This is a genomic window from Natrinema pellirubrum DSM 15624, assembly GCF_000230735.2.
GTDB lineage: Archaea > Halobacteriota > Halobacteria > Halobacteriales > Natrialbaceae > Natrinema > Natrinema pellirubrum.
Window position 1 is genome coordinate 3,768,643 of the sequence record NC_019962.1, and the last position, 21,837, is coordinate 3,790,479.

The window sequence follows — 21,837 nt, forward strand, 5'->3', positions numbered from 1 at the left end:
ATGGCGCTGGTCATCGAGGGCGGCACCGCGGAACTCGTGGCTCGCTCCGACCCGACGCTTCCGCCGCTGGTCGGACTGTTCACGACGTTGTTGTGGCTGTCGAGTACCGCGTTGTTCGGCCAGCGGGCGGCGATGCGGGTCGACGATATCGAAAACGCGTCGCTGCTACTGACGAGTACGGGACCGACGGCGGTGACGATCGGAGTTCTGGTCGGTGAATACGTCCGCGCGCTCGCCTTCGCGCTCCTGCCGACGGGGCTCCTCGGTCTCGGCTTTCTCTCGGGAGCCGATACGTACGCACCGCTGGTTACCGTCCCACTGACGGTCTGTCTCGCACTGCTGAGTAGCGTCTGTTGTGGCTACGCGGCCGGCTCCGGAATCGCCCTGTTCAGTCGGCGGTCGAAGTGGAAGACGTCGTTCGTGGCCGGTGGAATCGCACTCGTCACTGTCGCCGGTCTCGTCGTCGCCATGAGCCGACTCGGTACGGCTCCCGAACTCGCCGCGCGCTTGCCGCCGAGCTGGTACGGCGATCTCCTCGCCGTCGGAACACCGATCGAAGCGTCACCGTACCGAGCCGTCGGCGCGGTACTTGGAACGGGCGTTCTCGTCGCTGCGTGCGGGAGCGCAACGAAACGGACCACGACGGCCCTTTGGCTGGACGGACGGAACGCGACCGCCTACGAGGACTGGTCGGGCGGACGGACAGCGGACGAGTCGGACGATCGACTCGTCTCGGTCGCGTCGCTCGCGGAACGGGTCGATCGACCGACGCGCTGTGTCGCATGCCGGTCGGTCCGTCGGGCGAAACGACGTCCGTCTCGGCTCTCGCACCTTGCGTTGCCGCTGCTTATCAGCGCGTGGCTGCTCGTTGATCTGGCCCGGATCGGGGATATCGAATCCGGGTTTCCGATCGCCGTCGGGCTCCTCGGGGCGTGGTTCGTCGGCGGATTCCTCACGCTGAACCCGCTGGGTGACGACGGGGCGGCGTTACCGACGACGCTAGCGTCACCGCTTGCCGGCCGGCAGTTCGTGCGGGGAACGGCGCTTGTCAGCGCCGTCGTCGGCATCCCGTTGCTTGTCGGAAGCGTCGCCGGGAGTGGCGTCGCGGCGTATTCGCTGCCGGTCTCCGTGGGACTCGCGGTCTGGGCCGGCGTTCACGGGTCAACCGCCATCGCGATCGGACTCGCCGTCGGGATGGTGTTTCCACGATTCGGCGCGGTCCGTATCGGTCGACGACGGGACATCGTCCCGCCGAGTCTGACCGCCCTCGCGATCTACTCGACGATAGTGTTCGCGTTCGGGGTTGGAGGTGTCGTCGCCGTTCTCGGTCCGTGGATACTGTTCGAGGGCGATCCCACAACGGTCTCCATGTTCGCTGGACTCTCAACGCTCGTTTGGCTCTCGATCGAGGCCGGAGTCGGATACGGCTGTTACCGGATCGCGGTCCGATGCTTCGACCGCTACACGCTCGATTGAATCCTCCTCACAGTTTCCGTCGAATCGTCCCTGCGAGGTCGAACCAGAACGAGAGGACACCACAGACGAGTATCCCGACGATCGCAGCGAGATACACCTCGAGCCCGAGCGTCTCGAGCATCCAATCGGGGTCGAGGAACCCCGACGCGACGATCAGCCCACAGAGGGCCGCTACGCCCGTGATCAACAGGGCGATCGGCAGCGAGGTTTGACGGTTCATGCGAACGTGTAGATACACCAACCATATTAAAGTGATGTTTACTAATTTCCGATTTTTACCGTTGGGCAATCCCGGAACTTCGAGAGAACGTGACAGGATATCGTTCGCGCCCACATATACATTTTCATAAAAAGAAATAAATACTATATCGAAAATATAGAAACTAAAGGGCCGGTCGAATTGACAGAAGAAGCGTACTCCGCGAACGCGCATCGGCGGATCAAACCAGAGTCGAGGCCGTCACTACACATGAACTTCGATACCCAGACCGAAGTCGAGGACAGCGTCGAGAACGACACGTACGACGACGCGAAAGTGCTGATGGAGACGCGACATCGATTTCGACTGCTGCGTCTCCTCGAGCAGTCGTCACGAACGCAGTCCGAGTTGGCGGAACAAATGGACATCCATCGAACGACCCTCCGGCGTAACCTCCGCACGTTGCGACAGCAAAACTGGATCGCGGAAGACGGGAACCGATACGCGATCACGGCCGCGGGCGAGATCGTACTCTCGAGTTTCGACGAATTACTACGCGATGTCGAACGCGCGACCAAGCTTGGAACGTTTCTTACGGAGTGTACCGTCGATCTCCCCGAGGAGTTCCCCGCGCTGGGAAACGATGAAATCGCGTTGAACGGAGCCGACCAGCCGTTCGCTGCAGTGAACGAATTCATCGAATTCATCGAAACCGCGGACCGGTTGCAGTTGTGTCTTCCAGCGATAAACCCGAGATATGTGACGCTGCTTACCGATTTGTGTCCGACGACCCGAATCGAACTCGTCGGACCGAAGGAGTGTTTCGAAACGCTGGTCGCGACGGCGGCCGCCGAACTCCGAACGTTACGGCGATCGGACACGGTAGCGGTAACGGTAATCGATGAGCGCCCACCGTTCGGAATCTGTTTCGACGAGGACCGATGCATGCTGGTCGCGTACAACGACGGGGGCGGGATACACGGTATCGTTCGGTTCGACGATCCCGCGGGCGGTATCGAGAACTGGCTGGAAGACGAATACAGGTCGTTCGAACAGGGCGGACGGAACGCCGAACTACCCCTAACCGAATGAGCCGGCGTCTGCCAGACGAGTCCTCGGTCGTGATTCGGTGACCCGCCGCCAGTGCCGAGATCGTCGACGCGGTAACCGTCGCTGCAGTCGGTCCGAGACGAATAACACCGTCGAGCGACCGGTCGGGCGGATTCGTGCGGGCCCTACACACTGAGTGGCAGTCGTTCGAGCGACACTGGATACTAATTCCGCACTAGATACTATTAATACACACATGAAAGAAATAATAACTGCAGCGATGACCGAAGACGAACGCTCGGACGACAAGACGGGCATCGATCGACGAACGGTCCTCAGAACGGTCGGTACGGCCGGTGTTCTCGCGACCGGAACGGCCGGTGTCGCAGCCGCTGGCAGCCAGTTCTCGCGGGCGGAGGAAACGAGGCTCCTTACCGGCGAAGAGAAACGGGAACTCGCCCGCGAGCTTTCCGAGACCGAGGCGTTCCGAGAGCTGGCACAGCAGGCTCGAGAGGACGGAAATCTGATTCGTAACGAGGCGGACGGCGTCACTGCCGGCTACGCCACGGGTGAGGGATTCACTCGGGAAATTGTCGAATACGAGCTCAAGGGACTGAGCGACGCCGAGCGGGGCAGCATCGTCGTCGGACGCGACCCGACGACCGATGAGATCGAAGTCGCGAGCCTTGATTACTACTACGAGACCGACGACGGCGTTCTGGATGAGGTCCATCGAACGGAATCCGCGGACGCGGCTGGGAGCGAACAGCTCGAGACCGCGACAGCGGACTCGGCGGGCGGAACGACGGTCATCTCCGTCGACACGGCGGCGATCCGCAGGGTACAGGACGGCTCGACCGAGCTAGACGAGTCGGGCGCGGGCGGTACGGCGAACGGAACGGTCACGACGCAGATCGACGTCACGGGGTGTGACGCCTGTAAGATCGTGGCCGGACAGGTCTGTAACGTCGGTTGCGGTGCGACCGGCGGCTTCATTTGTGGATTCCTCGGGATCACCGTTCCGGTTGCCGGACTCAGCTGTCTGGGTCTCGTCGAGATCATCTGTACCGTCGCCGACGAGTACAGCGGCTGCGGCGATGCAGTCGCCGAAGAGGCCTGTGACAGAGCGGACCTCTGTTGATTCGACGAGCCCGCGATGCGGTATCGGTGAGCGGTCAGCAGCCCGCCGAGACCATGTCTCCGGGACATAGCGACCAGATAAGTACATAGCGGTCCCGGCTGCGCGCCGGCTCGGGGTCGCAGAGCCACCACCCCCATCGGGCGATACCGTCGGGGCCGCACGTTGGTCCCTGCCGTACGGATTCGGTTCCGTGTTGGATTCGATCTCGTCCGCGGACTCAGTCATCCGCGGTCTGCGAACTCGACTCCTGAAAAGTCGTCTCCGTATCGCCGTTCGCGGGCGGCTCGAGATCGGCTTCGATGATCTCGCTGAACGTGGCGTCGGTGTTGACCTCGTCGGCCAGCAGGTCGACGGCCTCGACGAAGACGGCGACCAGCAGCGGGCCGACGACGACGCCGATCGGGCCGAGGGTAAAGAGCCCGCCGGTGAAGCCGACGAAATAGAGGCTGCCGGGGAGGCCGGCGGAGCGACGCGCCAGCCGCGGCCGGACGACGACGTCGGGGAGCCAGCCGACGAGGACGAGGCCGAGAACGCCGATCAGGGCCGCTGCAACGAGGTTGCCGGCGACCGCCTGATAGAGCGCGATCGGCGTGATCAACATGCTCGGCCCGATGATCGGGACGAACTGCAACACGGCGGCGACGATCGCGAGCGTCAGTGCGCCCTCGTATCCCAGCGCCCAAAACAGCGGGTAGGCAACGGCAAACGTCGCGAGCGAGGTCGCGACCTGCAGGACGTAGATCGCGTACAGCGTCTCTCGAGCCCGCGTGGCGAGCGCGTAGACGACGTCGCGGTAGTCGTAGGGGATCGGCGCGACGGCGGCCCGGCCCGCCTCGTCGCCTTTGAGCAGGACGCCGAAGATGAGGACGAGAAACAGCGCGAACTTGATCGCCAGCACCGGGAGGGAAAGCGCGAAGTCGGTCGCGACGCCGCTCAGGGAATCGACCGCCATCGACTGGACCTGCCCCGCCTCGATGGTCTGGGTCGTTCCGAAGGCCGTGATCGACAGCTCACGCGGCAGGGCCTCGACCGCCTCGAGGACGCCCTCGATGCGAAAGTACAGCGTCACGACGATCGGCGCGAAGACGGCGGTCGCGCTCGCGAAGCCGATCACAGTCGCCGCGAGCGCGGCCGTCCACTCCGAGAGCCCGCGCCTGACGAGCCACCCCTGGACCGGCATGAGGACGTAGGCGACCGTCAGTGCGAAGAGGATCGTTCCCAGTACCTCGAGCAGGATCCCGCCGGTCACGACCCCGAGCGCGACGACGATCCCCGCGAGGACGTAACGGCGCTTTCGTCTCGAGCGATCTCCCCCGCGAGCGGTCTCAGTCACAGCCGAGACTCTCACTCGAGCGGTAAAGTCTTTGTCCGATTGACGGGACCGATCGGCCGATCACGCCGTTTAAGACCACTGAGTGTAACCACCGAGTAATGGATCGACGAACGTTCATCGGGACGGTCGGTGCGGGGACGGTCGCCGGCGTCGCCGGCTGTCTGACTCGCGATGGCGACGGAAACGGCGACGACGGCAGCGACGGCGACCCCGAGCCGGAAAATCCGGACCTCGAGGGGGAGCTTCGAGTCGCGACCTACAGTTCGATGGTCGACGGCGAGAATCCGGCCGGAGAGTGGCTCAAGGAGGTCTTCGAGGAGGAGTATCCCGACGCCGAACTGACCTGGACGGTGCCGGAAAACGGCATCAACCAGTACATCGAGCGCGAGCGAAGCGACGTGGACCTCGACGCCGACGTCTATCTCGGCGCGAACGTCGACGATCTCGTTCTGGTCGACGACCGACTCGAGGAAGGCGGGTTGCTCCGGGATCTCAACGTCGACCGAATCGACAACGCCGAGCGGATCCGCGACGGGCTGGACATGGGCGATCCTCACGGCCGGGTCCTCGCCTACGACACGGGCTACATCAGCCTCGTCTACGACGAGACCGTCGTCGACGAACCCGAGACGCTCGCGGATCTGACCGAACCGGCCTACGAGGACGCGTTGCTCGCCCAGAACGCCCAGAGTTCCGATCCCGGCCAGGCATTCTTGCTGTGGACGATCGACGCCTACGGCGAGGATGGCTATCTCGATTACTGGGACAACCTCGCGGCCAACGGCGTGCGCATCCTCAAAGACTGGTCCGAGTCCTACAGCGGCGCGTATATGGAAGAGGAGCGACCCATGGTCGTCTCCTACTCGACCGACCAGGTGTACGCAAACGAGTACGGCTACGACATGCGTCGCCATCAGGTCGCGTTCCCGAACGATCAGGGGTACGCCAACCCCGAAGGAATGGGGATCTTCGAGGGCGCGAGCGAACTCGACCTCGCCTACGAGTTCCTCGATTTCGCCCTCTCGAGCGAGGCCCAGGCCGTCATCGCACAGCGCAACGTCCAGTTCCCCGCCGTCGAGGAGGAGTTCGTCGATCTCGACGACGAGTTCGACCAGTACGCCCACGTCCCGCCGGAGGCGGTGACCGTCGGCTACGACCGACTCCGGGGCAACCTCGAGGGGTGGGTCGACGACTGGGCCCGCGAGTTCGCCGGCCAGTAAGCCCGTGCCCGCATCGGATCGCCGAGGGCTTCGGAACGCGTTCGTGACCCTCCAGTCGCGCCTCGAGCGCCATGCCCTCTCGCTGGCGGCGCTCGGGACGGCCGCGGTGCTTGCGGTCATGCTCTATCTGCCGGTCGGGGTCGTCTTCGTCGAGGCAATCCTCGAGGCGGGCCGGCCGACGCTCGGCCATTTCCGCGGGGTCCTGACTGATCCGTTCTATGTCGGGGCGCTCGCGGACGTCTTCGCGGAGCCGCTTGCGGTCGGGAGCCATCTCGAGGGCGTTGCCGGCTGGCTCGGGGCCATCTCGGTGTCTCTTACGCTCGTCCGGCCGCTCCCCGGCCTCGACCTGCCGGTGCCGTGGCTCGCCCTCGAGACACCGGGGATGCAGTGGGGGCTGTTCGGCTTTACCGCCTATCAGGCGGCGCTGTCGACGCTCGCAAGCGTTGCACTCGGGCTACCGGCCGCCTACGTCCTCGCGACCTACGAGTTCCGGGGTCGACGGACGATTCGATCGCTGACGATCCTGCCGTTCGTCCTGCCCGGGATCATGGTCGCGGTCGGCTTCTACGCGATGTTCGGCCGGGGCGGCACGCTCAACGGCCTGCTCGGACTGGTCGGGCTCGGGCCGTACCCGTTCATCGAGTGGAACCCGTTGGCGATCGTGATCGTCGCCCACGCCTTTTACAACGCACCGCTGGTGGCCCGCGTGACCGTCGCCGCGTGGGAATCCGTCGACCGCCGGGCCGTCGAGACCGCTCGCAGCCTCGGCGCGAGTCCGCGGCGGGCGTTCCGCGACGTGGTCGTTCCGCAGCTGCTGCCGGCGATCCTGACCGGCACGCTGTTGACCTTCATCTTCACCTTCATGACCTTCCCCATCGTCCTCGCGCTGGGCGGGCTCCAGTTGGCGACCGTCGAGGTCTGGATCTACGACCGGGTGCGCCAGCTGGCCTACGGCGAGGCAGCGACGCTTGCCGTCCTCGAGACGGTACTCTCGCTGGGACTCACGTACGCCTATCTCCGATACGAGTCCGCCCAATCGGGGCTGGCACGTTCGGCCGGTTCGACCGCGAGGCGGCCGCTCGTTCCAGACCTGCGGACCGCGCTGTCGCCGCGTCGGCTGGCGATCGTCGGCTACGGGCTCGTCGCGCTGGTGGTCTTCGTCGGCCCGATGGCGAGTCTGGTCGTCGGCAGCGTCACCGACGGGAGCGGCCTGACGGGTCGCCATTACGCCTTTTTGCTCGAGCGCCAGCTCGAGGGGGCCAGCTACCAGACGCTACCGTGGATCGCGGTCCGGAACTCGCTGCTGTTTGGCGTCGCGACGCTCGCGGTCGCCGTCCCGATGGGCGTCGTGATCTCGGTCGTAACCGCCCGGGCGGGCCGTTCGGGGGCCGTCGTCGACGCGCTGGCGATGTTGCCGCTTGCGGTCAGCGGCGTCGTCTTCGGGATCGGCCTGCTCCGGGGGCTGGTCTTCGGGATTCCGTTGCCCGGCGGCTGGCGGTTCCGGGTGACGGGCGCGGTCGCGATCGTCGCGGCCCACGCGGTCGCGGCCTACCCCTTCGTCACGCGCAACGTCTCGCCGCTGCTCGCGAACCTGGATCCGGCGATGGTCGAGTCCGCCCGTGCGCTGGGTGCCTCCCGGTACCGCGCGCTCCGGGACGTCGAATTGCCGCTCGTGGCCAGCGGCATCGTCGCCGGCGCGGCCTTCGCCTTCGCCATTTCGATCGGAGAGTTCTCTTCGACGGTGATTTTGGCGGGCAGCGGCGACACCTACACGATGCCAGTCGCCGTCGAGCGCTATCTCGGTCGTCGCTCCGGCCCCGCGATCGCCATGGGAACGGTCCTGCTGTTCGTCACGGCCGCCAGCTTCGTCGTCGTCGACCGTGTCGGCGGGAGGTTCGAGCGATGACCGCCCTCGAACTCGCGGGCGTCGCCAAACGCTACGGCGGGACCGCGGCGCTCGAGGGGATCGATCTGACGGTCCGTGACGGCGAGTTCTTCACGCTCGTCGGGCCCTCCGGCTGTGGAAAGACGACGACGTTGCGGACCATCGCCGGTTTCGAGTCGCCGACCGAGGGGACCGTCCGCTTCGACGGGCGGGCGATGGACGGCGTCCCGCCGGAGGAGCGAGACGTCGGCGTCGTCTTCCAGAGCTACGCGCTATTTCCCCACATGAGCGTCGCCGAGAACGTCGGCTACGGGCTGCGGTTCCGGCAGCCGCCGGGCGGACAGACCGTCGAGGAACGCGTCCGGGAACTGCTCGCGCTGGTCGACCTCGAGGGAATGGGCGAGCGCGACCCCGAGGGGTTATCGGGTGGCCAGCGCCAGCGGGTCGCGCTGGCGCGGGCGCTCGCGCCGGCTCCCGATCTGCTCTTGCTCGACGAGCCGATGAGCGCGCTCGACGCACAGCTCCGGGAGTCGCTGCGCCGGCAGATCAAACGGATCCAGTCGGCACTCGAGATCACGACGGTCTACGTCACCCACGATCAGGCCGAGGCGCTGGCGATCTCCGATCGCGTGGCGGTGATGAACGGCGGCCGGGTCGAACAGGTCGGCCGGCCGCAGGTGATCTACCGCGAGCCCGAAACGCGATTCGTCGCCGAGTTCGTCGGCGACAACAACGTTTTCGAGGGCACGGTTCGAGAGCGAGAGGCGGACCGGGCGCGGATCGACGTCGGCGGCGAGACCCTCGCGGTGTCGGCGGTCCCGCCGGAGGCCGACCGGGTCACCGTCTGCGTGCGACCGGGTGCGCTCTCCCGGAACGTCGGGACCAACCGGCTGCCGGTGACCGTCGAAACCAGCGAGTTCCTCGGCGAGACCGTCCGCGTCCACGGCCACTGGAACGGGGCCGAGATGGTCCTGCAACTCCCCGCGGTCCCCGAGGCCGACGAACTGACGGTCGGGTTCGACCCCGACGACGCCCACGTCGTCGCGACCGACTGAGTCGATCACGCGTGATGCGGAGCCGGCCCTCGGCCGGAATACACAGGGTGGCCGCTTTTCGATCGGTGCATGTTACCAACCATCATGCAAGTCACTCGCCGGCTCCGGGTCGACCTCGAGCGCCACGAGGTACCCGTCGGAACCGAGTTCACCGTTCGCGTTCGCGACGACCGGCGACGGCCGGTCGAAGGGGCGTTCGTCGAGGCGAGACGGAAATCGGCCCGCACGGACGAGCGGGGGCTGTGTCGGCTGCGACTCGACGCGCCGGGCTTCTGGAAACTCGTCGCCGCGAAGTCCCCGACCGACCGCGTGGCCTACGAGCCGGGATCGGCGCTCGTTCGGGTCGTCTCGACGGCCTCGAGGCGTCGCCCGCACCGTCTCGTGGGATCCCGGTAACGGATGGCCGCCGGCGACACCGCTGGCCCAGCATGGCACAGCGTTATCCCTACCGGCGATGTGTGCGAGACTATGGCAGATACCAAGGACGGTCGCGAGAAACAGGCCGACGACGCCGAAAAGCGCCAGCGCGAGCGGGAACTCGAGGAAGCCCTCGAGCGCGACGACGAGGACGAGCCGCCGGCCGACGAGGCGGAGGACGACGGGGCCGAGTCGGTCGCGGACGACGGCGAGGGATCGGCCGAGGGAACCGCGGCGAGCGACGAATAGCAGTCGGCAGTATATCGAGGGCTACAGTCCCCAGAAGAACGCGATGCCGAGGACGGTGACGATCGAGAGCAGCAACTGCAGCGGCGCGCCGACCCGGACGAAATCCGTGAACTTGTAGCCGCCGGGGCCGTAGACGAACAGGTTCGTCTGGTAGCCGACGGGCGTGAGAAACGCCGTCGAGGCCGCAAAGGTCACGGCCAGCACGAACGCGAAGGGGTTCGCGCCGATCTGGTCGGCCGTCTGGACGGCGACCGGGAGCATCAACACGACGCTCGCGTTGTTCGAGATGACACCCGTAATGAGTCCGGTCGCGAGGTAAAACACCCAGAGGACACCGAGAACCGGGAGATAGGCCCCGGTCGAGGCGACGAGCGACCCCAAGAGGTCGGCTCCGCCGGTCTGCTCTAAGGCCATCCCCAGCGGGATGATTCCCGCCAGCAGGAAGATTACGTCCCACTCAACGGCGTCGTAGATCTCGGTCGGCTTGAGGACGCCCGTCGCGACCATCGCGACGACACCGGCCAGCGCAGTGACCATGATCGGCAGGGACAGCGACGACATGGCCTCGAAGCCGCCGACACCGGTCACACCGGCCAGCGCACTCCCGACCGCGCCCCACGGGACGGCGACGAAGCCGACGACGCCGGCCATGATCGCCGCCGCGTGGGGAATCTTCTCCGTTCGGTAGTCGGGCTCGTCCGGCTCGTGGGCAACGATGAAGTCGTCGTTTTGAGAGAGCCGGTCGATGCTGTCGGGTGCCGCCTGGACCAACAGCGTGTCACCGACTCGAATGCGGCGTTCGTCCATGTCGCTGCGGACCGTTTCCCCTCGGCTGCGGAAGGCCAGCACGGTCGCGTCGTAGCGCTGGCGGAACGTCGACGTCTCGAGCGACTCGCCCACGAGGAAGGAGCCCCGGGGGACGACGACCTCGACCAGCGTGCGGTCGGGGATCTCGTCCGGCTCGAGTTCGGCGTCGGTCTCGGGACCGCCGTCGATCGTGAGCGTCTCGCGTTCGACGAGTTGTTGGACGGTCGGTCGGTCGGCCCGCAGCCGGAGCGTGTCGCCGGCGCGGATCGTCTTCTGGCCGATGGGTTCGATGAACTCCTCGCCGTCGCGGACGACCTGCAGGATGTCGGCGTCGAACTCGACGCGATCGATCGCGTCGGCGACCGTCGAGCCGACGATCGGGGAGCCCTCGTCGACGATCGCCTCGGTCAGGTACTCACCGATGGCGTACTCCGTGACGTAGTCCTCGTCGACGGGGACCCGCTCGGGCAGCAGTCGGTGACCGACGGTCATGAGATAGATGCTGCCGACGAGGAGGACGATGACGCCGAGTTTGGTGAACTCGAACATCGAGAAGGGGTGATCGAGCAGGCGCGCGGAGACGTCGCTCGCGAGGATGTTCGTCGAGGTGCCGATCAGCGTGAGCATGCCGCCGAACATCGAGGCATACGAGAGCGGAATCAGCAGTTTCGACGGCGAGGTCTTGCCCTTGTGAGCGATGTCGGAGACGACGGGCACGAGGATGGCGACCACCGGCGTATTGTTGATAAAGCCGGAGATGGGGCCGCTGACGCCGATCGTCGCGAGCAGCTGTTTGTCGAGGTCCTCGCCGGCGAACGCGGACATCTTCCGGCCGATGATCTGGACGACGCCGGTCTGGCTGATCCCCGAACTCAGAATGAGCATCGCCAGCACGGTGATCGTCGCCGAATTGGAGAACCCGGAAGTCCCTTCCGTCGTCGAGATTTCGGTGAAGTTCGCGACGCCATCGGCACCCAGAATCATCAACAGCACCATGATCAGGATGGCGGTCACGTCGATCGGCAGCCACTCGGTAATGAACAGAACCAGCGCGAAAAGGATGATCGCGAACACCACGAGCATCTGGGGCGTCACCGCGAGCCCGCCGGAATCGGCGGCCAGCGGTACGACTCCGCCCTCGGAGAAGAGACGTCCGGTCACGGTTGATAGTACGGATTCCTTGACGATGCCGCTTGAAGCCCCCGGTTCGCCGACGCCGTCGCGATCGGCTGTCTTCCCGAGCGATCGGCGCAGGTCGGCCGTCGGAATGCGGCGAACATCATCGGCCACGTTCCTTTGGTTCGAGAACCGGTGGGCGTACTCAAGTGACTGTTCCGAGGACGAACGGGTACGGAGACGGCCGACGGCCGACCCCCTCTCGTCGCCGCGACTCCCCACCGCCTCTCGCGGCGACCGACTCGAGAGGGTGGCTCGGGCGGCGGCCGCTGCCCCACCGAGCCATGAACGAGTACACGCTCCCCATCGCGATCGCGAACACGGCGACGGTACTGACCGGCGGCGCAATCGCGTTGCTCGCCTATCGGGCCTTCCGACGGACCGGGTCGGCGGCGCTGCGTGCCGTCGCCGCCGGCTTCGGTGTCATCGTCATCGGCTCGATCCTCGGCGGCGGCGTTCACCTCCTCGGCGAGACGATGGGACTGGGCATCGCCCTCCAGAGTTCGGCGACAGCACTCGGGTTCGCGATCTTGCTCTACTCGCTGTACGCCGAAACCACCGACATCACCGTGACCACGGAGCTGTCAGTATGACCGACGGACCGTCCGGCCGACCGACGCGAGTCGTCGCTCAGGGAACCTTCGACGTCCTCCATCCCGGCCACGTCCACTATCTGGAGGCGGCCGCCGCGGCCGGCGACGAACTCCACGTCATCGTCGCCCGCGCGGAGAGTGTCACGCACAAACCCGACCCCGTGCTGCCGGGCGAGCAGCGTCGGGACGCCGTCGCCGCGCTCGAGGCGGTCGATCACGCCCGATTGGGCCATCCGTCGGACTTCTCGGTCCCGATCCGCGAGATCGATCCCGACGTCGTTGTGCTGGGTCACGACCAGCACCACGACGAGGACGAGATTGCCGGGCTGCTCGCGGCGTGGGGGATCGACTGTCGCGTCGAGCGGGCGAGCGGGCTCGAGCCGACGGGAAAGCGCCTGCACTCGAGCAGCGACATCGTCGAGCGAGTTCTCGAGCGGCGGGGAGAGAGCGATCGCCGGCCATCGCTCGAGGCCGAATCGGACGACTGAGCGGGAACGGACGACGCTACTGCGAGGAGAGCCGTGACTGAAACCGATCGAGACCGACATCGAGCATGTCAGGACTGACGGGCTGGAACTCGCCGTTGTCGGGGAGGTAGGGACGAACGGAGTCCCAGCTGTCGCGGGCGTACCGTTCGTCGAGCAGGACGCGAACGCCGACGTCGTCGGGGCTGCGGATGACCCGACCGATGGCCTGACGGGCCTTCCGGACGGCGGGAATCGTGAGTGCGTACGTGAAGCCGTCACCGAACGCGTCGTCGTAAGCGCGTCGGACGGCCTTCGTTCTGGGGCTCGAGGTATTGACGATCGGGACGCCACAGACGACCGCAGCGGCGAGTCGGTCGCCGCTGTAGTCGACGCCCTCGGTCAGGGTTCCCCGCAGGCTCGTGACCAGCACCTTCCCCGCGCCCGCGAAGAACTCGTCTTTGAGCGACTCGGTCGTCTCGTCGTCGCTGGCGACGTCGAGCAGGACCGGTTTGTCGACCCGTTCCTCGAGTCGGCCGGCGATCCACTCGGCCTCGGCGTAACTTGGCATGCCGACGAGGACGTTGCCGGGGAGGCGGGCGACCGTCGCGACGGCGTTCGCATAGGATCGGCGGGTCGGGTTCTCCTCGCCCGGTCGGCCGCGGTTGTCGTAGGTGTACTTCGGCGCGGCGACCGCGAAGCTCTCGCGGTTCTCCGCGGGGAAGTGAAGGCCGTACCGTCGCTCGACGACCGGGCGGTCCTCCTCGCGGGCGAGGTACTGCAGGCCCGTCACCTCGGTGAAGGCCTCGATCGGCTCGAGGGTCGCGCTCATCAGGACGCCGCCGCCGAAGTGCCCGAGTCGGTCGCCGATGGCGTCGCTTGGGACGCAGTTGTGAAGCGAGAGGCGAGCGTTGTAGGCCCGCCGCCACGAGTCGGGCGGCTCGGTGTCGTCCCAGGTTCGCTCGAGTTCGATCTCGCGGAAGTAATCGGTGTGACCGCGGCGGTACCACTCGCCGAGGACCCGCCCGACGGCGGGCGCAGCGCGGGTCCGGTCCTCGTCTTCGGCCTCGTTTAAAACGCGCTGGACGACCGCGCCGACGGCCTCGGCACGGACCCAGTCGGCGTCGCCGTAGCCCGCCTCGCGGGCCCACTCGGTCAGTTCGTCCTCGGCGGGCTCTGCGGGGTCTCGAAGGGGGAGTTCCGCGTCCTCGAGGTCGTTCAGGTTCGACTGCCAGCCTCGGTGGTTGCGGTCGAGGGAGGCAGTCACGCGCCGATCGAGTTCGGCCCGGAGGTCCTGCACGAACTCGAGGGTCCGGTTGAGTTCCTCGAACGAGACGTCGCTGTCGTTCAGTTCGCCGCGGACGAGGTCGGCGTCGGCGGTCTTCGAGCCGCCCTCGGCCTGTCGGCCCTCCCGTTCGAATTTGACCGGCTGGATGACCCGCGAGAGTTCGGTCTCGGCGTCCCGCAGCGTGCGGTCGGCGACGCCCTCGCTGACCAGGTCGCGGACGCGGGGCTCTAACATGTGGGCCTCGTCGCAGACGACGAAGGTAGAGTCGTCGAGCAGGGCACCCGTAAAGGAGCCGACGGTACGGGGATCGAACGCGTGGTAGTAGTTGCCGATGACGACCTCGGCCTCGCCGAGGGCGGCCCCCATCACGGAGTGGGGGCAGGTGCCGTGTGTCACCGAGCGGGCCACGAGGTCCTCGGGCGTGATCATTCCCGCATCGGTGAAGTCGTAGGGTATCGCCTCCGCGGGCGAGCCGTCCTCGTCGTCCGGCAGGTCCTCCAGATACTGTGCGTAGAACGGACAGTACTCCGTCTCGGCCCCGACCGGCCCGCCCTCGCCGTACTCCGGCAGGTCGGGCGGGTAGGGAGTCGGCTCGCCGGCGGTCTCGAGGAAGGTGTTTTTCGATCGGCTCCCGCTGTCGGCCAGCCCGATCTGCTGGCTGCGGGCGCGGGCGGCCAGGTTCTTCGCGGTCGTATCGCCGCTCTCGCCGGTGAGATCGCGGGTCCGATCACGCAGGGTTTCACAGCGGTCGTAGACGTTCCCGTCGTCGAACCCCGCCGTCTTCTCACGGTTGTACGGACAGACGTCGGCTTTCCCAACGAGGGTCAGTCCCGACACGGGGTTCCAGTCGGCCGGCAGGTTCTCGTTGATCGTCTCGAGGTCCGCTTCGAACTGGCGCAGTTGCTGTTTGACGCTCGTGAGGACGAACACGCGCTCGTAGTCGGTGTCGGGATCGCGCACCAGATCGATCCCGGCGGTGAGCGCGATCATCGTCTTCCCGGTACCACAGGCGCCTTCGATGACGGTGTAGCCGCCCTCTCGTCCGGTGTCGATGGCCGTCTCGATACCGTCGACCTGCGGCTCGTAGGGCTCGTCGTGGCCGAACACCGTCCGCCAGTCCGTCATTCTGCCAGTACTCATGGTCGGTCGTCCATAGCGTTGACGGACTGGAGTGGTCGCTCGCTCAGTCATAAACCTCAGGTCGTCGGTGCGATGCTGGATCGGTCGGGATCGAGCGGGCGGTCACGACGCTACGGGGCCGACGATCGATCCGCGATCGACCCACCCGATTGCTGCCAGCGTGACCCTTTACTTAGCTCAGTCCCTAGGTCGCGTGTGAAGGTTCCCCATTCCCTCGAGAACGTCGACCGAGACGTCGTCGTTCGTACGTTCGAATACGATGACGGTAGCACCATCGCGGTCGATTTCGGCACGTCGGCCGCGGACATCTCGGTCGACATCGTCGGGTCGACCGCGATCATCATCGCGGACGGCGAGCAGTTCGAGTTCGAACTCCCGCCGGAAGCGACCGCCGTCTCGGCCCGGAACGGCGTACTCACGATCGAAGAGTAGCGCGCCGGACTACAGAAATCGAACGGCGCAGTGAGGGCCCCGATCGACCGTGTTTTCGACGCTCGATAGCGCGCGCTCATAGCGACCGAAATCGAGTCGAAGCACAACGCCTTCCCCGCTTGGCCGCCTACGCCGGCTATGAGCGATTCCATCGACGTCGACCGCTGGCGAACGGAACTCGAGTCCAAACGCGCCGAGAAAGACGACTTTTTCGCCGACCATCCGCAGTCGCCGATCCCGCCCGAGGAGCGCGAGGACTTCGCGGGACTGGACTACTTCGAGCCGGATCCGACCTACCGCGTGACCGCGACCGCGACGGTCCACGACGAGCCCGAGGTCGTGTTGCTAGACACCACTGCGGGCCGGGAGATGCGCTATCTGCGGGTCGCGACGCTCGAGTTCGACCTCGACCGCGAGGACGAGGACCTGCAGGACGGCACGTTCGAACTCGCGGCCTACCAACAGGAGAGCCCCGAGGAGCAGCCGCTTTTCCTCCCCTTCCGGGACAAGACGACGGGCCAGCAGAGCTACGACGGCGGCCGCTACATGGAACTCGAGCCCGATCGAGACCTCGCGGACGGCGACGAGATCGTCGTCGACTTCAACCTCGCGTACTCGCCGTTCTGTGCCTACAGCGAGACCTTCGACTGTCCGCTCCCGCCCGAGGAGAACTGGCTCGAGGTCGCGATCCCGGCCGGCGAACGCCACGAATAACGACGGCGAAACGCCACAGTCACGAGCCGATGATTGTCACCGATCGGACGGGACCGTTTCGACTCGAGTCAGCGGCCGTGTGACGGCCCCTCGAAGGAGGTTACGGACCTCGAGTGGAAACCGGGGGGTTTCGACCCACGACTCCGGATCGATCGCGGGCGGCAGAACGCGATTCTTGTGTGGCGGACGACTGAATGCGGGGAATCAGGGTGCGACGCCGACGGTCAAGAGAGTCCCGAACTCACGGTAGCGTTCGACCATCGCCTCGCGGGTCTCCCAGTCCTCGGTCGGGAACTCGGCCGCGGGCGGAATCGCGATCTCGCGGTCGGGAATGTTGTCCTGCTCGGCCACGTGCAAGCCCGCCTCCCGGAAGGCGTCGCGGTACTGGTGGCGGTCCCAGCGGGTCATCTCGATGGCGATGAACTCCTGCCACTCGTGGGAATGGACGTTCTCCTCGTAGTAGTTGACCGCACAGTAGAAGGTACCGCCGGGCCGGAGAACGCGGGCGATCTCCTCGAGCGTGTGGTGGGGATCGGCGGCGTAGTAGAACGCCTCCATGCTCCAGATGTGATCGATCGAATCGTCGGCGAAGGGCAACTCGTCGAAGTCCCCGACGAGGTAGCCAACGGCCGACTCGTCCGTGTAACCGGCCGCGTTGTGTGCCATTTCCGGCGAGCCGTCGAGGCCGTAGACCCGCCCTGCGTCCTTCGTGTCCCGCAGGGCGCGGCCGGCGTAGCCGCTCCCGCAGCCGAGATCGAGGACGGTGTCACCGGACTCGATCGGCATCCGTGCGAGCGCGTGTTTTGCGGTGTGCCAGTGTCGTTCTTCCATGCCTCTATCCCGACCGCTGGCCGCCCAGTCGTCGAACTCCTCGCGAACGCTCATATCCACAAGCGTCGCGCCGCGACCCTAAACGCGTTCGCATCGAGACGGAAGCAACCTCGATGGAACGGGACAGCAGTAGCCTAGGGGTATCGATGGGACGACGATCACCGGTATCGGCGATCGTTCTCACTGCCACGAGAACCACCGACAGACTCTTTAGGCTGGCCTAAAAAGTAGCAGGCGAAGGGTCGTCGGATCGAAATCCGTGGGCATCCGGATTTCGCCTCGACGTTCGGTGAGTCGCACTGTCCCACCCCTCGCCAGTTTTTCAGACCCTTCCACCGCTTCCGACTTCCCCGGGAGAGACATCCGCACGCTTAAGGGAGTTCCCGGAGTTGTTGCGGCCAGTATGGAGTATACGCTCGAGATAGACGGGACACCGGCAACCATACCGGGCGGCACCGGGGTACTCCTGTTGCATCCGAGTACCGGCGAGACCGACCGTATCGACACCGACTTCTTCAAGACCGATACCGACAACTTCCTCGTCGTCTCCACCCGAACCACCGCCCGCGAAGTCAGACAGAAACTCGAGTACTACGATGTCGACGAGGAGCAGGCCGAGATCCTGGACACGCTGAGCATCGAACGCGGCTACTCCCGGCGCTCCTCCGATACCGTCCACTACGTCGCTGCCCCCGACGACGTCGACGGCATCGTCGATCACATCGAGGGCTTCCTCGCGGAACACGACGGCAAACGCCGCATCAGTATCGACTCCGTCACGGAACTCGCCTACTACGCCGGCGACGAGCAGGCCCTCGAGGCCGTCGACCGGATCCTCGAGTTGCTCGCCGAGTACGACGCGGTCGGACTGTTCCACCTCGCCAAGGACCCCCACGACGCGGACCTGGTCGACCGGTTCCGCGACCGGTTCGACGGCGTGATTGACCTCGACGAGGACGGCAGCATCGACGCCGACTTCTGAGCGGCGAGCAGCGGTGAGTTCGGGTTCCCGATCACAGAAAAGCGTCGCAGCGTGGCGCGTGCCGTGTCATGACTCGCGTGGCCGATCGAGTACAGGCATCTAGTTGCTGACAGCCGACGCCAAACGAACTAGTTCTCGAGCGACTCGAAGGTCGTCTCGGCCCACTGGATGGCGTACTCGGGGCCGTGATCGAGGTAGGCTTCGGTGTCGAGCGCGGCGAAGGGTGCCGGCAACTCGATCGCGTGCTTGATCGCCGCACACGCCAGTTCCGTCGCGTCGGCGAAGTCGGTGTCGCCGCGTGCGACCGCCCGCGGCAGGTCCGAAACGCGGTCCTCGAGGCGGGTCCCTGCGTCCTGCCAGGCGTCGGCGAGGTCGGGGTGGTTGTCGTGCCACTCGGCGAATACCTCTCGGGTCTGCAGTCCGACCCAGCCGTCGTACAGCGCCGCGGCGACCTGATAGGTGCCGTTCGGGTCCAGTTCGACCGCCCGGTCGAGGTCGGGATAGGACTCCTCGAAGAAGCCGATGAAGTGTTCCGGAACGCCGAGATCGAGTTGGACCAGTGCCTCGGCGATCAGGAAGTCGATGAAGGCGTCGGGCGAGCCCTCGACACGCGGTTTGACCAGCACGAGCGGGGGCTCGGTCTGGCGGGTCCAGGCGACGCTACCGTCGCCCGGCATCCCGATCGTCAGCTCCGAACTCGCGTAACGAGCGAGCAGCGTCGGTGCGTCCTCGGGCAGCCACGCTGCCGGGTAGCTCGCGGGCTCGAGCGAGTCGACGACCAGCCCCAGATCCTCCGCGCGTGCCGGGTTCAACGTCTCGAAGTCGCGTTCGCAGTTGAGGACCCGAACGTCGGGTGCGTGGCTCTCGCGGACGGCGTCGACCGCCGCCGAGAGCGCACGGGCCTCGAACATCAGGCGAGTGCGGTCTGGAAGACGAGCAGGATCGACAGTAGCGCCGATACTCCGACCGTCGCGAGAACGACCTTGGTTGCGGTACTCATGTTCGAGGGGTCGTAGCCGCGTCGTTTAAATCCATCTTTCTTCGTTCGGAGACGGCCCTCGAGCGGCTACAGTGGATTCGACGGTCACACCGAAGTTGCCTGAGACTCCGTCGTCGGATCGCCGCAGTACGACCTGTTGGAGAGCCGGATTGTGGGCATCGTTTCCAATGGAACGGGTTTCACTGTGTGAGAGAGCCACGAAGGAGACGACAGGTGAATTACAATCGAAACGGAGGGGTGTCGGATGCCGTGTCACTCGTCGTCGGCGTCTCGCCACGAGTCCGGTACGTCGATCACGTAGCGGCCGTCCTCCTGAAGCGAGATGATGTATTCCTCGCGGTTGTACAGCTCCATCAGGTTGAGTTCGTACTGACCCGGGCGGACGATTTTGATGCTCTCGAACTGTTCGTTGAGTTCCGCCCGGAGTTCCTCGATCGACGGGCGCTGGCCGCTCGGCTCCTGAACGACCCGTCCGTGGTCCGGTGGCGTGTCGGCGGCGTCGGTCACGGGTGAGGAGTCGCCCGTGGCATCGGTGCCGGGATGGGACTCGTCGCCACTCTCGGTCTCGAGTCGGGGTTCGTCACCCTCGTGTGCCGGCAGTTCGTCCGTGGGAACGACCTCGCTTCGGGCATCGGCCTGTGCCGTGTTCTCATCGTCGGCGTACGTCGTCGTCGGGCCCTCTGTCGGCCGGCTCGAGCCGTCCGACGACCGATCGGACCGGTCAGTGTCGTCACCCGTCCGATCCGCCGGCGGGTCGGAGCGGTCCGCGGGCCGGCGTGCCGTCTCCGGCCATTCGTCGAATTCCCCTGCGGAACCGGCATCGCTGCCGGTTGCCGGCTCCGAGCCGTCCGTCTCGGCGGCCCCGCTCGAGGGCCAGGAACCGTCGTCCGCAGTCGGTTCCGTGTCCGCGGTCGGTTCCGTATCCGCCGGTCGTCGGTGGTCGGCATCGTCCGATTCGGCGTCGTCGGCCGAACCGGCGGACATCAGGTTCCGGACGGTTTCGGCGGCTCGAGTCGCGACGCCGTCCGGGGACTCGGTGTCGCTCGAGTCCGGTGACGATCCGGCGTCGACTGCCCCTGAACCGTCGGTTTCGGCCTCCGTCGAGGCCGACGAATCGGCTGCGGCCGTCGTGGTCGGCGCGAACTGGAACTTGTTCCCGCCGCAGTCGGGACAGCCCGACAGCATCTCCTTCGAGCCGTCGGCGAATTGCCGGCCACAGTTCGTACACTGATGGGGCATTAGTTGCGGGACACGAGCGCGCTGATGAGCGTTTCGTCCTTGTGGAGCGTCTCGATCTGGTTGGCCGGGCCGATCACCGTCAGTTTCGCTTCCGTCTCGTTGCTGCCCATGATTCGGCCCAACAGCGACGAGTCGCGGGTCTCGGATTTGGGATAGGTCTCGATCTCGATCCCGTTGAACTCGTCGGGACTGATCTCGGCCATCGTCACCTCGATGAGTCGGCTCTCCTCGTCGGGCGTTAGCCCCTCCTCTAAGATGACGATGTTGCCGTCGTGGACGCCGTCGAGGATCATCCTGATCTTCTCCATCGTCGCCATGCCGGCCATGCGTTCGCCGCTGATCAGGTCGATCTGGACGCCGTCGGGGGCATCGGCATCGTCCGCGTTAGTTGCTTTTGGCATCGGTGGTCACCCGAAGTACTCCGCGATGTTGTCGTAGACTTCGTCCATGTTGTCCCCCTCTTTGGCCGACAGGGGGATGGTCTTGTGTTGGGGGAACGCGTCTTCGATCCGTTTGACGCTCGAGTCGTCGAGGTCGGTCTTGTTCGCGAAGATGAGAACGGGGAGATCGCGCGATTCGATGATGCCGATCAGCATCGTGTTGACCTGTGTGATCGGATCCTCGGCGCTGTCTAAGACGTAGATGACGCCGTCGACGTCCTCGCGCAGCCAGTGCATCGCCTCGGCGACGCCTTCGGTCGCTTCGCGGGAGCGACGGATGGCGTCTTCCTCGTCCATATCGTCGGTGAACTCCTCGTAGTCGACCTTCGTCGTCACGCCGGGCGTGTCGACGATATCGATGGTCACCGTCTTGCCGTCGCGTTCGATCTCGACGTTTTCTTTCCGGCGTGCGCGTCGCGTCTCGTGCGGGACGTGACTCTCCGCGCCGACCGCGTCACCGGTCCAGTCACGCGCGATGCGGTTCGCGAGCGTCGTCTTTCCAGCGTTGGGCGGACCGTAGATACCGATTCGTTTGGGCTCCTGTTCCGAAAACAGGCGATCCGTTGCCCGAGAGATACTATCTTTGAGTTCTGTGAACAGTCCCATCTGTGGGGCCTCCAGCACCGCGGGGTGCAGTTGCGCGTACTACAAACTGAACTCACTTAAGCCTACGTCAGACATGTAGACAATTCGATGACCGGGAGTT

Annotated in this window: 23 protein-coding genes; 13 read left to right on the forward strand and 10 right to left on the reverse strand. The window is 65.8% G+C overall.

All coding sequences use genetic code 11. From position 1 onward, the window contains the following. Complete coding sequence (locus NATPE_RS18270) at positions 1–1,476, forward strand: hypothetical protein (protein ID WP_006183079.1); 1,476 nt, start codon at positions 1–3, stop codon at positions 1,474–1,476. Between the two features lie 7 nt (positions 1,477–1,483). Here NATPE_RS18270 and NATPE_RS18275 read toward each other — a convergent pair whose 3' ends face one another. After that, a complete protein-coding gene (locus NATPE_RS18275; protein ID WP_006183080.1) occupies positions 1,484–1,696 on the reverse strand; it encodes a hypothetical protein in 213 nt (70 codons plus the stop codon). Between the two features lie 249 nt (positions 1,697–1,945). Between NATPE_RS18275 and NATPE_RS18280 the strand changes: the two genes are divergently transcribed. Continuing rightward, complete coding sequence (locus NATPE_RS18280; protein ID WP_006183081.1) at positions 1,946–2,767, forward strand: helix-turn-helix transcriptional regulator; 822 nt, start codon at positions 1,946–1,948, stop codon at positions 2,765–2,767. 214 nt (positions 2,768–2,981) lie between these two features. Continuing rightward, positions 2,982–3,866: a halocin C8-like domain-containing protein gene (locus tag NATPE_RS21555; RefSeq protein WP_015299281.1), complete on the forward strand. Its 885-nt coding sequence runs from the start codon at positions 2,982–2,984 to the stop codon at positions 3,864–3,866. A gap of 217 nt (positions 3,867–4,083) precedes the next feature. Here NATPE_RS21555 and NATPE_RS18290 read toward each other — a convergent pair whose 3' ends face one another. Next, complete coding sequence (locus NATPE_RS18290; protein ID WP_006183083.1) at positions 4,084–5,199, reverse strand: AI-2E family transporter; 1,116 nt, start codon at positions 5,197–5,199, stop codon at positions 4,084–4,086. Between the two features lie 98 nt (positions 5,200–5,297). Between NATPE_RS18290 and NATPE_RS18295 the strand changes: the two genes are divergently transcribed. The 5 genes from NATPE_RS18295 (at position 5,298) to NATPE_RS18315 (ending at position 10,025) form a co-directional block, all read left to right on the forward strand. Continuing rightward, on the forward strand, positions 5,298–6,419 hold the full coding sequence (locus NATPE_RS18295; RefSeq protein ID WP_006183084.1) for a thiamine ABC transporter substrate-binding protein: 1,122 nt from the start codon (positions 5,298–5,300) through the stop codon (positions 6,417–6,419). Between the two features lie 4 nt (positions 6,420–6,423). After that, the gene (locus NATPE_RS18300; protein ID WP_006183085.1) at positions 6,424–8,325 is read left to right on the forward strand and encodes an ABC transporter permease; all 1,902 of its coding nucleotides are present in this window, start codon (positions 6,424–6,426) and stop codon (positions 8,323–8,325) included. After that, positions 8,322–9,359 carry an ABC transporter ATP-binding protein gene (locus NATPE_RS18305; protein ID WP_006183086.1) on the forward strand — a complete coding sequence of 346 codons (1,038 nt, stop codon included), beginning with the start codon at positions 8,322–8,324 and terminating at the stop codon, positions 9,357–9,359. Before NATPE_RS18300 ends, NATPE_RS18305 begins: the two co-directional genes overlap by 4 nt. An 84-nt stretch (positions 9,360–9,443) precedes the next feature. Beyond that, positions 9,444–9,755 (forward strand): hypothetical protein, encoded by a 312-nt coding sequence (locus NATPE_RS18310; protein ID WP_006183087.1) that lies wholly within the window; start codon positions 9,444–9,446, stop codon positions 9,753–9,755. A gap of 72 nt (positions 9,756–9,827) precedes the next feature. Next, complete coding sequence (locus NATPE_RS18315; protein ID WP_006183088.1) at positions 9,828–10,025, forward strand: hypothetical protein; 198 nt, start codon at positions 9,828–9,830, stop codon at positions 10,023–10,025. A gap of 21 nt (positions 10,026–10,046) precedes the next feature. On the opposite strand, the gene NATPE_RS18320 is transcribed toward NATPE_RS18315, so the two are convergent. After that, positions 10,047–11,915 (reverse strand): SLC13 family permease, encoded by a 1,869-nt coding sequence (locus tag NATPE_RS18320; protein ID WP_172637306.1) that lies wholly within the window; start codon positions 11,913–11,915, stop codon positions 10,047–10,049. A gap of 377 nt (positions 11,916–12,292) precedes the next feature. Between NATPE_RS18320 and NATPE_RS18325 the strand changes: the two genes are divergently transcribed. Next, positions 12,293–12,601, forward strand: a complete 309-nt coding sequence (locus NATPE_RS18325; RefSeq protein ID WP_006183090.1) for a DUF7521 family protein — start codon at positions 12,293–12,295, stop codon at positions 12,599–12,601. Further along, positions 12,598–13,089: an adenylyltransferase/cytidyltransferase family protein gene (locus NATPE_RS18330; RefSeq protein WP_006183091.1), complete on the forward strand. Its 492-nt coding sequence runs from the start codon at positions 12,598–12,600 to the stop codon at positions 13,087–13,089. The genes NATPE_RS18325 and NATPE_RS18330 overlap by 4 nt, the downstream gene beginning before the upstream one ends. 16 nt (positions 13,090–13,105) lie before the next feature. On the opposite strand, the gene NATPE_RS18335 is transcribed toward NATPE_RS18330, so the two are convergent. Then, a complete protein-coding gene (locus NATPE_RS18335) occupies positions 13,106–15,478 on the reverse strand; it encodes an ATP-dependent DNA helicase (RefSeq protein WP_006183092.1) in 2,373 nt (790 codons plus the stop codon). 210 nt (positions 15,479–15,688) lie between these two features. On the opposite strand from NATPE_RS18335, the gene NATPE_RS18340 reads away from it, so the two are divergent. Then, positions 15,689–15,925, forward strand: coding sequence for a DUF7127 family protein (locus tag NATPE_RS18340; protein WP_006183093.1), 237 nt, complete (start codon positions 15,689–15,691; stop codon positions 15,923–15,925). A gap of 138 nt (positions 15,926–16,063) precedes the next feature. Next, complete coding sequence (locus NATPE_RS18345; RefSeq protein ID WP_006183094.1) at positions 16,064–16,639, forward strand: DUF1684 domain-containing protein; 576 nt, start codon at positions 16,064–16,066, stop codon at positions 16,637–16,639. A 204-nt stretch (positions 16,640–16,843) separates the two neighbouring features. On the opposite strand, the gene NATPE_RS18350 is transcribed toward NATPE_RS18345, so the two are convergent. Further along, the gene (locus NATPE_RS18350; RefSeq protein WP_006183095.1) at positions 16,844–17,524 is read right to left on the reverse strand and encodes a class I SAM-dependent methyltransferase; all 681 of its coding nucleotides are present in this window, start codon (positions 17,522–17,524) and stop codon (positions 16,844–16,846) included. Between the two features lie 349 nt (positions 17,525–17,873). On the opposite strand from NATPE_RS18350, the gene NATPE_RS18355 reads away from it, so the two are divergent. Further along, a complete protein-coding gene (locus tag NATPE_RS18355; protein WP_006183096.1) occupies positions 17,874–18,452 on the forward strand; it encodes a DUF7090 family protein in 579 nt (192 codons plus the stop codon). A gap of 128 nt (positions 18,453–18,580) precedes the next feature. Here NATPE_RS18355 and NATPE_RS18360 read toward each other — a convergent pair whose 3' ends face one another. The 5 genes from NATPE_RS18360 to NATPE_RS18375 form a co-directional block, all read right to left on the reverse strand. Then, entirely contained in the window at positions 18,581–19,363 is a 783-nt protein-coding gene (locus NATPE_RS18360) for a DUF7089 family protein (protein ID WP_006183097.1), read from the reverse strand. Further along, the gene (locus tag NATPE_RS23585; protein ID WP_015299283.1) at positions 19,363–19,452 is read right to left on the reverse strand and encodes a hypothetical protein; all 90 of its coding nucleotides are present in this window, start codon (positions 19,450–19,452) and stop codon (positions 19,363–19,365) included. The genes NATPE_RS18360 and NATPE_RS23585 overlap by 1 nt, the downstream gene beginning before the upstream one ends. A 252-nt stretch (positions 19,453–19,704) precedes the next feature. Beyond that, on the reverse strand, positions 19,705–20,691 hold the full coding sequence (locus NATPE_RS18365; RefSeq protein WP_006183098.1) for an OapC/ArvC family zinc-ribbon domain-containing protein: 987 nt from the start codon (positions 20,689–20,691) through the stop codon (positions 19,705–19,707). Next, positions 20,691–21,092, reverse strand: a complete 402-nt coding sequence (locus tag NATPE_RS18370; RefSeq protein ID WP_006183099.1) for a DUF2073 domain-containing protein — start codon at positions 21,090–21,092, stop codon at positions 20,691–20,693. Before NATPE_RS18370 ends, NATPE_RS18365 begins: the two co-directional genes overlap by 1 nt. A 6-nt stretch (positions 21,093–21,098) precedes the next feature. After that, positions 21,099–21,737 (reverse strand): Era-like GTP-binding protein, encoded by a 639-nt coding sequence (locus tag NATPE_RS18375; protein WP_006183100.1) that lies wholly within the window; start codon positions 21,735–21,737, stop codon positions 21,099–21,101. Positions 21,738–21,837: the final 100 nt, after the last annotated feature.

Excerpts from the sequence above, each read along its gene's own strand:
- NATPE_RS18355 (WP_006183096.1), top strand. The coding sequence starts at position 17,874 with ATGGAGTATACGCTCGAGATAGACGGGACACCGGCAACCATACCGGGC.
- NATPE_RS18365 (WP_006183098.1), bottom strand. The coding sequence starts at position 20,691 with ATGCCCCATCAGTGTACGAACTGTGGCCGGCAATTCGCCGACGGCTCG.
- NATPE_RS18280 (WP_006183081.1), top strand. The coding sequence starts at position 1,946 with ATGAACTTCGATACCCAGACCGAAGTCGAGGACAGCGTCGAGAACGAC.
- NATPE_RS18320 (WP_172637306.1), bottom strand. The coding sequence starts at position 11,915 with ATGCTCGTGGTGTTCGCGATCATCCTTTTCGCGCTGGTTCTGTTCATT.
- NATPE_RS18305 (WP_006183086.1), top strand. The coding sequence starts at position 8,322 with ATGACCGCCCTCGAACTCGCGGGCGTCGCCAAACGCTACGGCGGGACC.
- NATPE_RS18345 (WP_006183094.1), top strand. The coding sequence starts at position 16,064 with ATGAGCGATTCCATCGACGTCGACCGCTGGCGAACGGAACTCGAGTCC.
- NATPE_RS18370 (WP_006183099.1), bottom strand. The coding sequence starts at position 21,092 with ATGCCAAAAGCAACTAACGCGGACGATGCCGATGCCCCCGACGGCGTC.
- NATPE_RS21555 (WP_015299281.1), top strand. The coding sequence starts at position 2,982 with ATGAAAGAAATAATAACTGCAGCGATGACCGAAGACGAACGCTCGGAC.
- NATPE_RS18330 (WP_006183091.1), top strand. The coding sequence starts at position 12,598 with ATGACCGACGGACCGTCCGGCCGACCGACGCGAGTCGTCGCTCAGGGA.
- NATPE_RS18310 (WP_006183087.1), top strand. The coding sequence starts at position 9,444 with ATGCAAGTCACTCGCCGGCTCCGGGTCGACCTCGAGCGCCACGAGGTA.
- NATPE_RS18360 (WP_006183097.1), bottom strand. The coding sequence starts at position 19,363 with ATGTTCGAGGCCCGTGCGCTCTCGGCGGCGGTCGACGCCGTCCGCGAG.
- NATPE_RS18375 (WP_006183100.1), bottom strand. The coding sequence starts at position 21,737 with ATGGGACTGTTCACAGAACTCAAAGATAGTATCTCTCGGGCAACGGAT.
- NATPE_RS18270 (WP_006183079.1), top strand. The coding sequence starts at position 1 with ATGGCGCTGGTCATCGAGGGCGGCACCGCGGAACTCGTGGCTCGCTCC.
- NATPE_RS18315 (WP_006183088.1), top strand. The coding sequence starts at position 9,828 with ATGGCAGATACCAAGGACGGTCGCGAGAAACAGGCCGACGACGCCGAA.
- NATPE_RS23585 (WP_015299283.1), bottom strand. The coding sequence starts at position 19,452 with ATGAGTACCGCAACCAAGGTCGTTCTCGCGACGGTCGGAGTATCGGCG.
- NATPE_RS18335 (WP_006183092.1), bottom strand. The coding sequence starts at position 15,478 with ATGACGGACTGGCGGACGGTGTTCGGCCACGACGAGCCCTACGAGCCG.
- NATPE_RS18350 (WP_006183095.1), bottom strand. The coding sequence starts at position 17,524 with ATGAGCGTTCGCGAGGAGTTCGACGACTGGGCGGCCAGCGGTCGGGAT.
- NATPE_RS18325 (WP_006183090.1), top strand. The coding sequence starts at position 12,293 with ATGAACGAGTACACGCTCCCCATCGCGATCGCGAACACGGCGACGGTA.
- NATPE_RS18275 (WP_006183080.1), bottom strand. The coding sequence starts at position 1,696 with ATGAACCGTCAAACCTCGCTGCCGATCGCCCTGTTGATCACGGGCGTA.
- NATPE_RS18295 (WP_006183084.1), top strand. The coding sequence starts at position 5,298 with ATGGATCGACGAACGTTCATCGGGACGGTCGGTGCGGGGACGGTCGCC.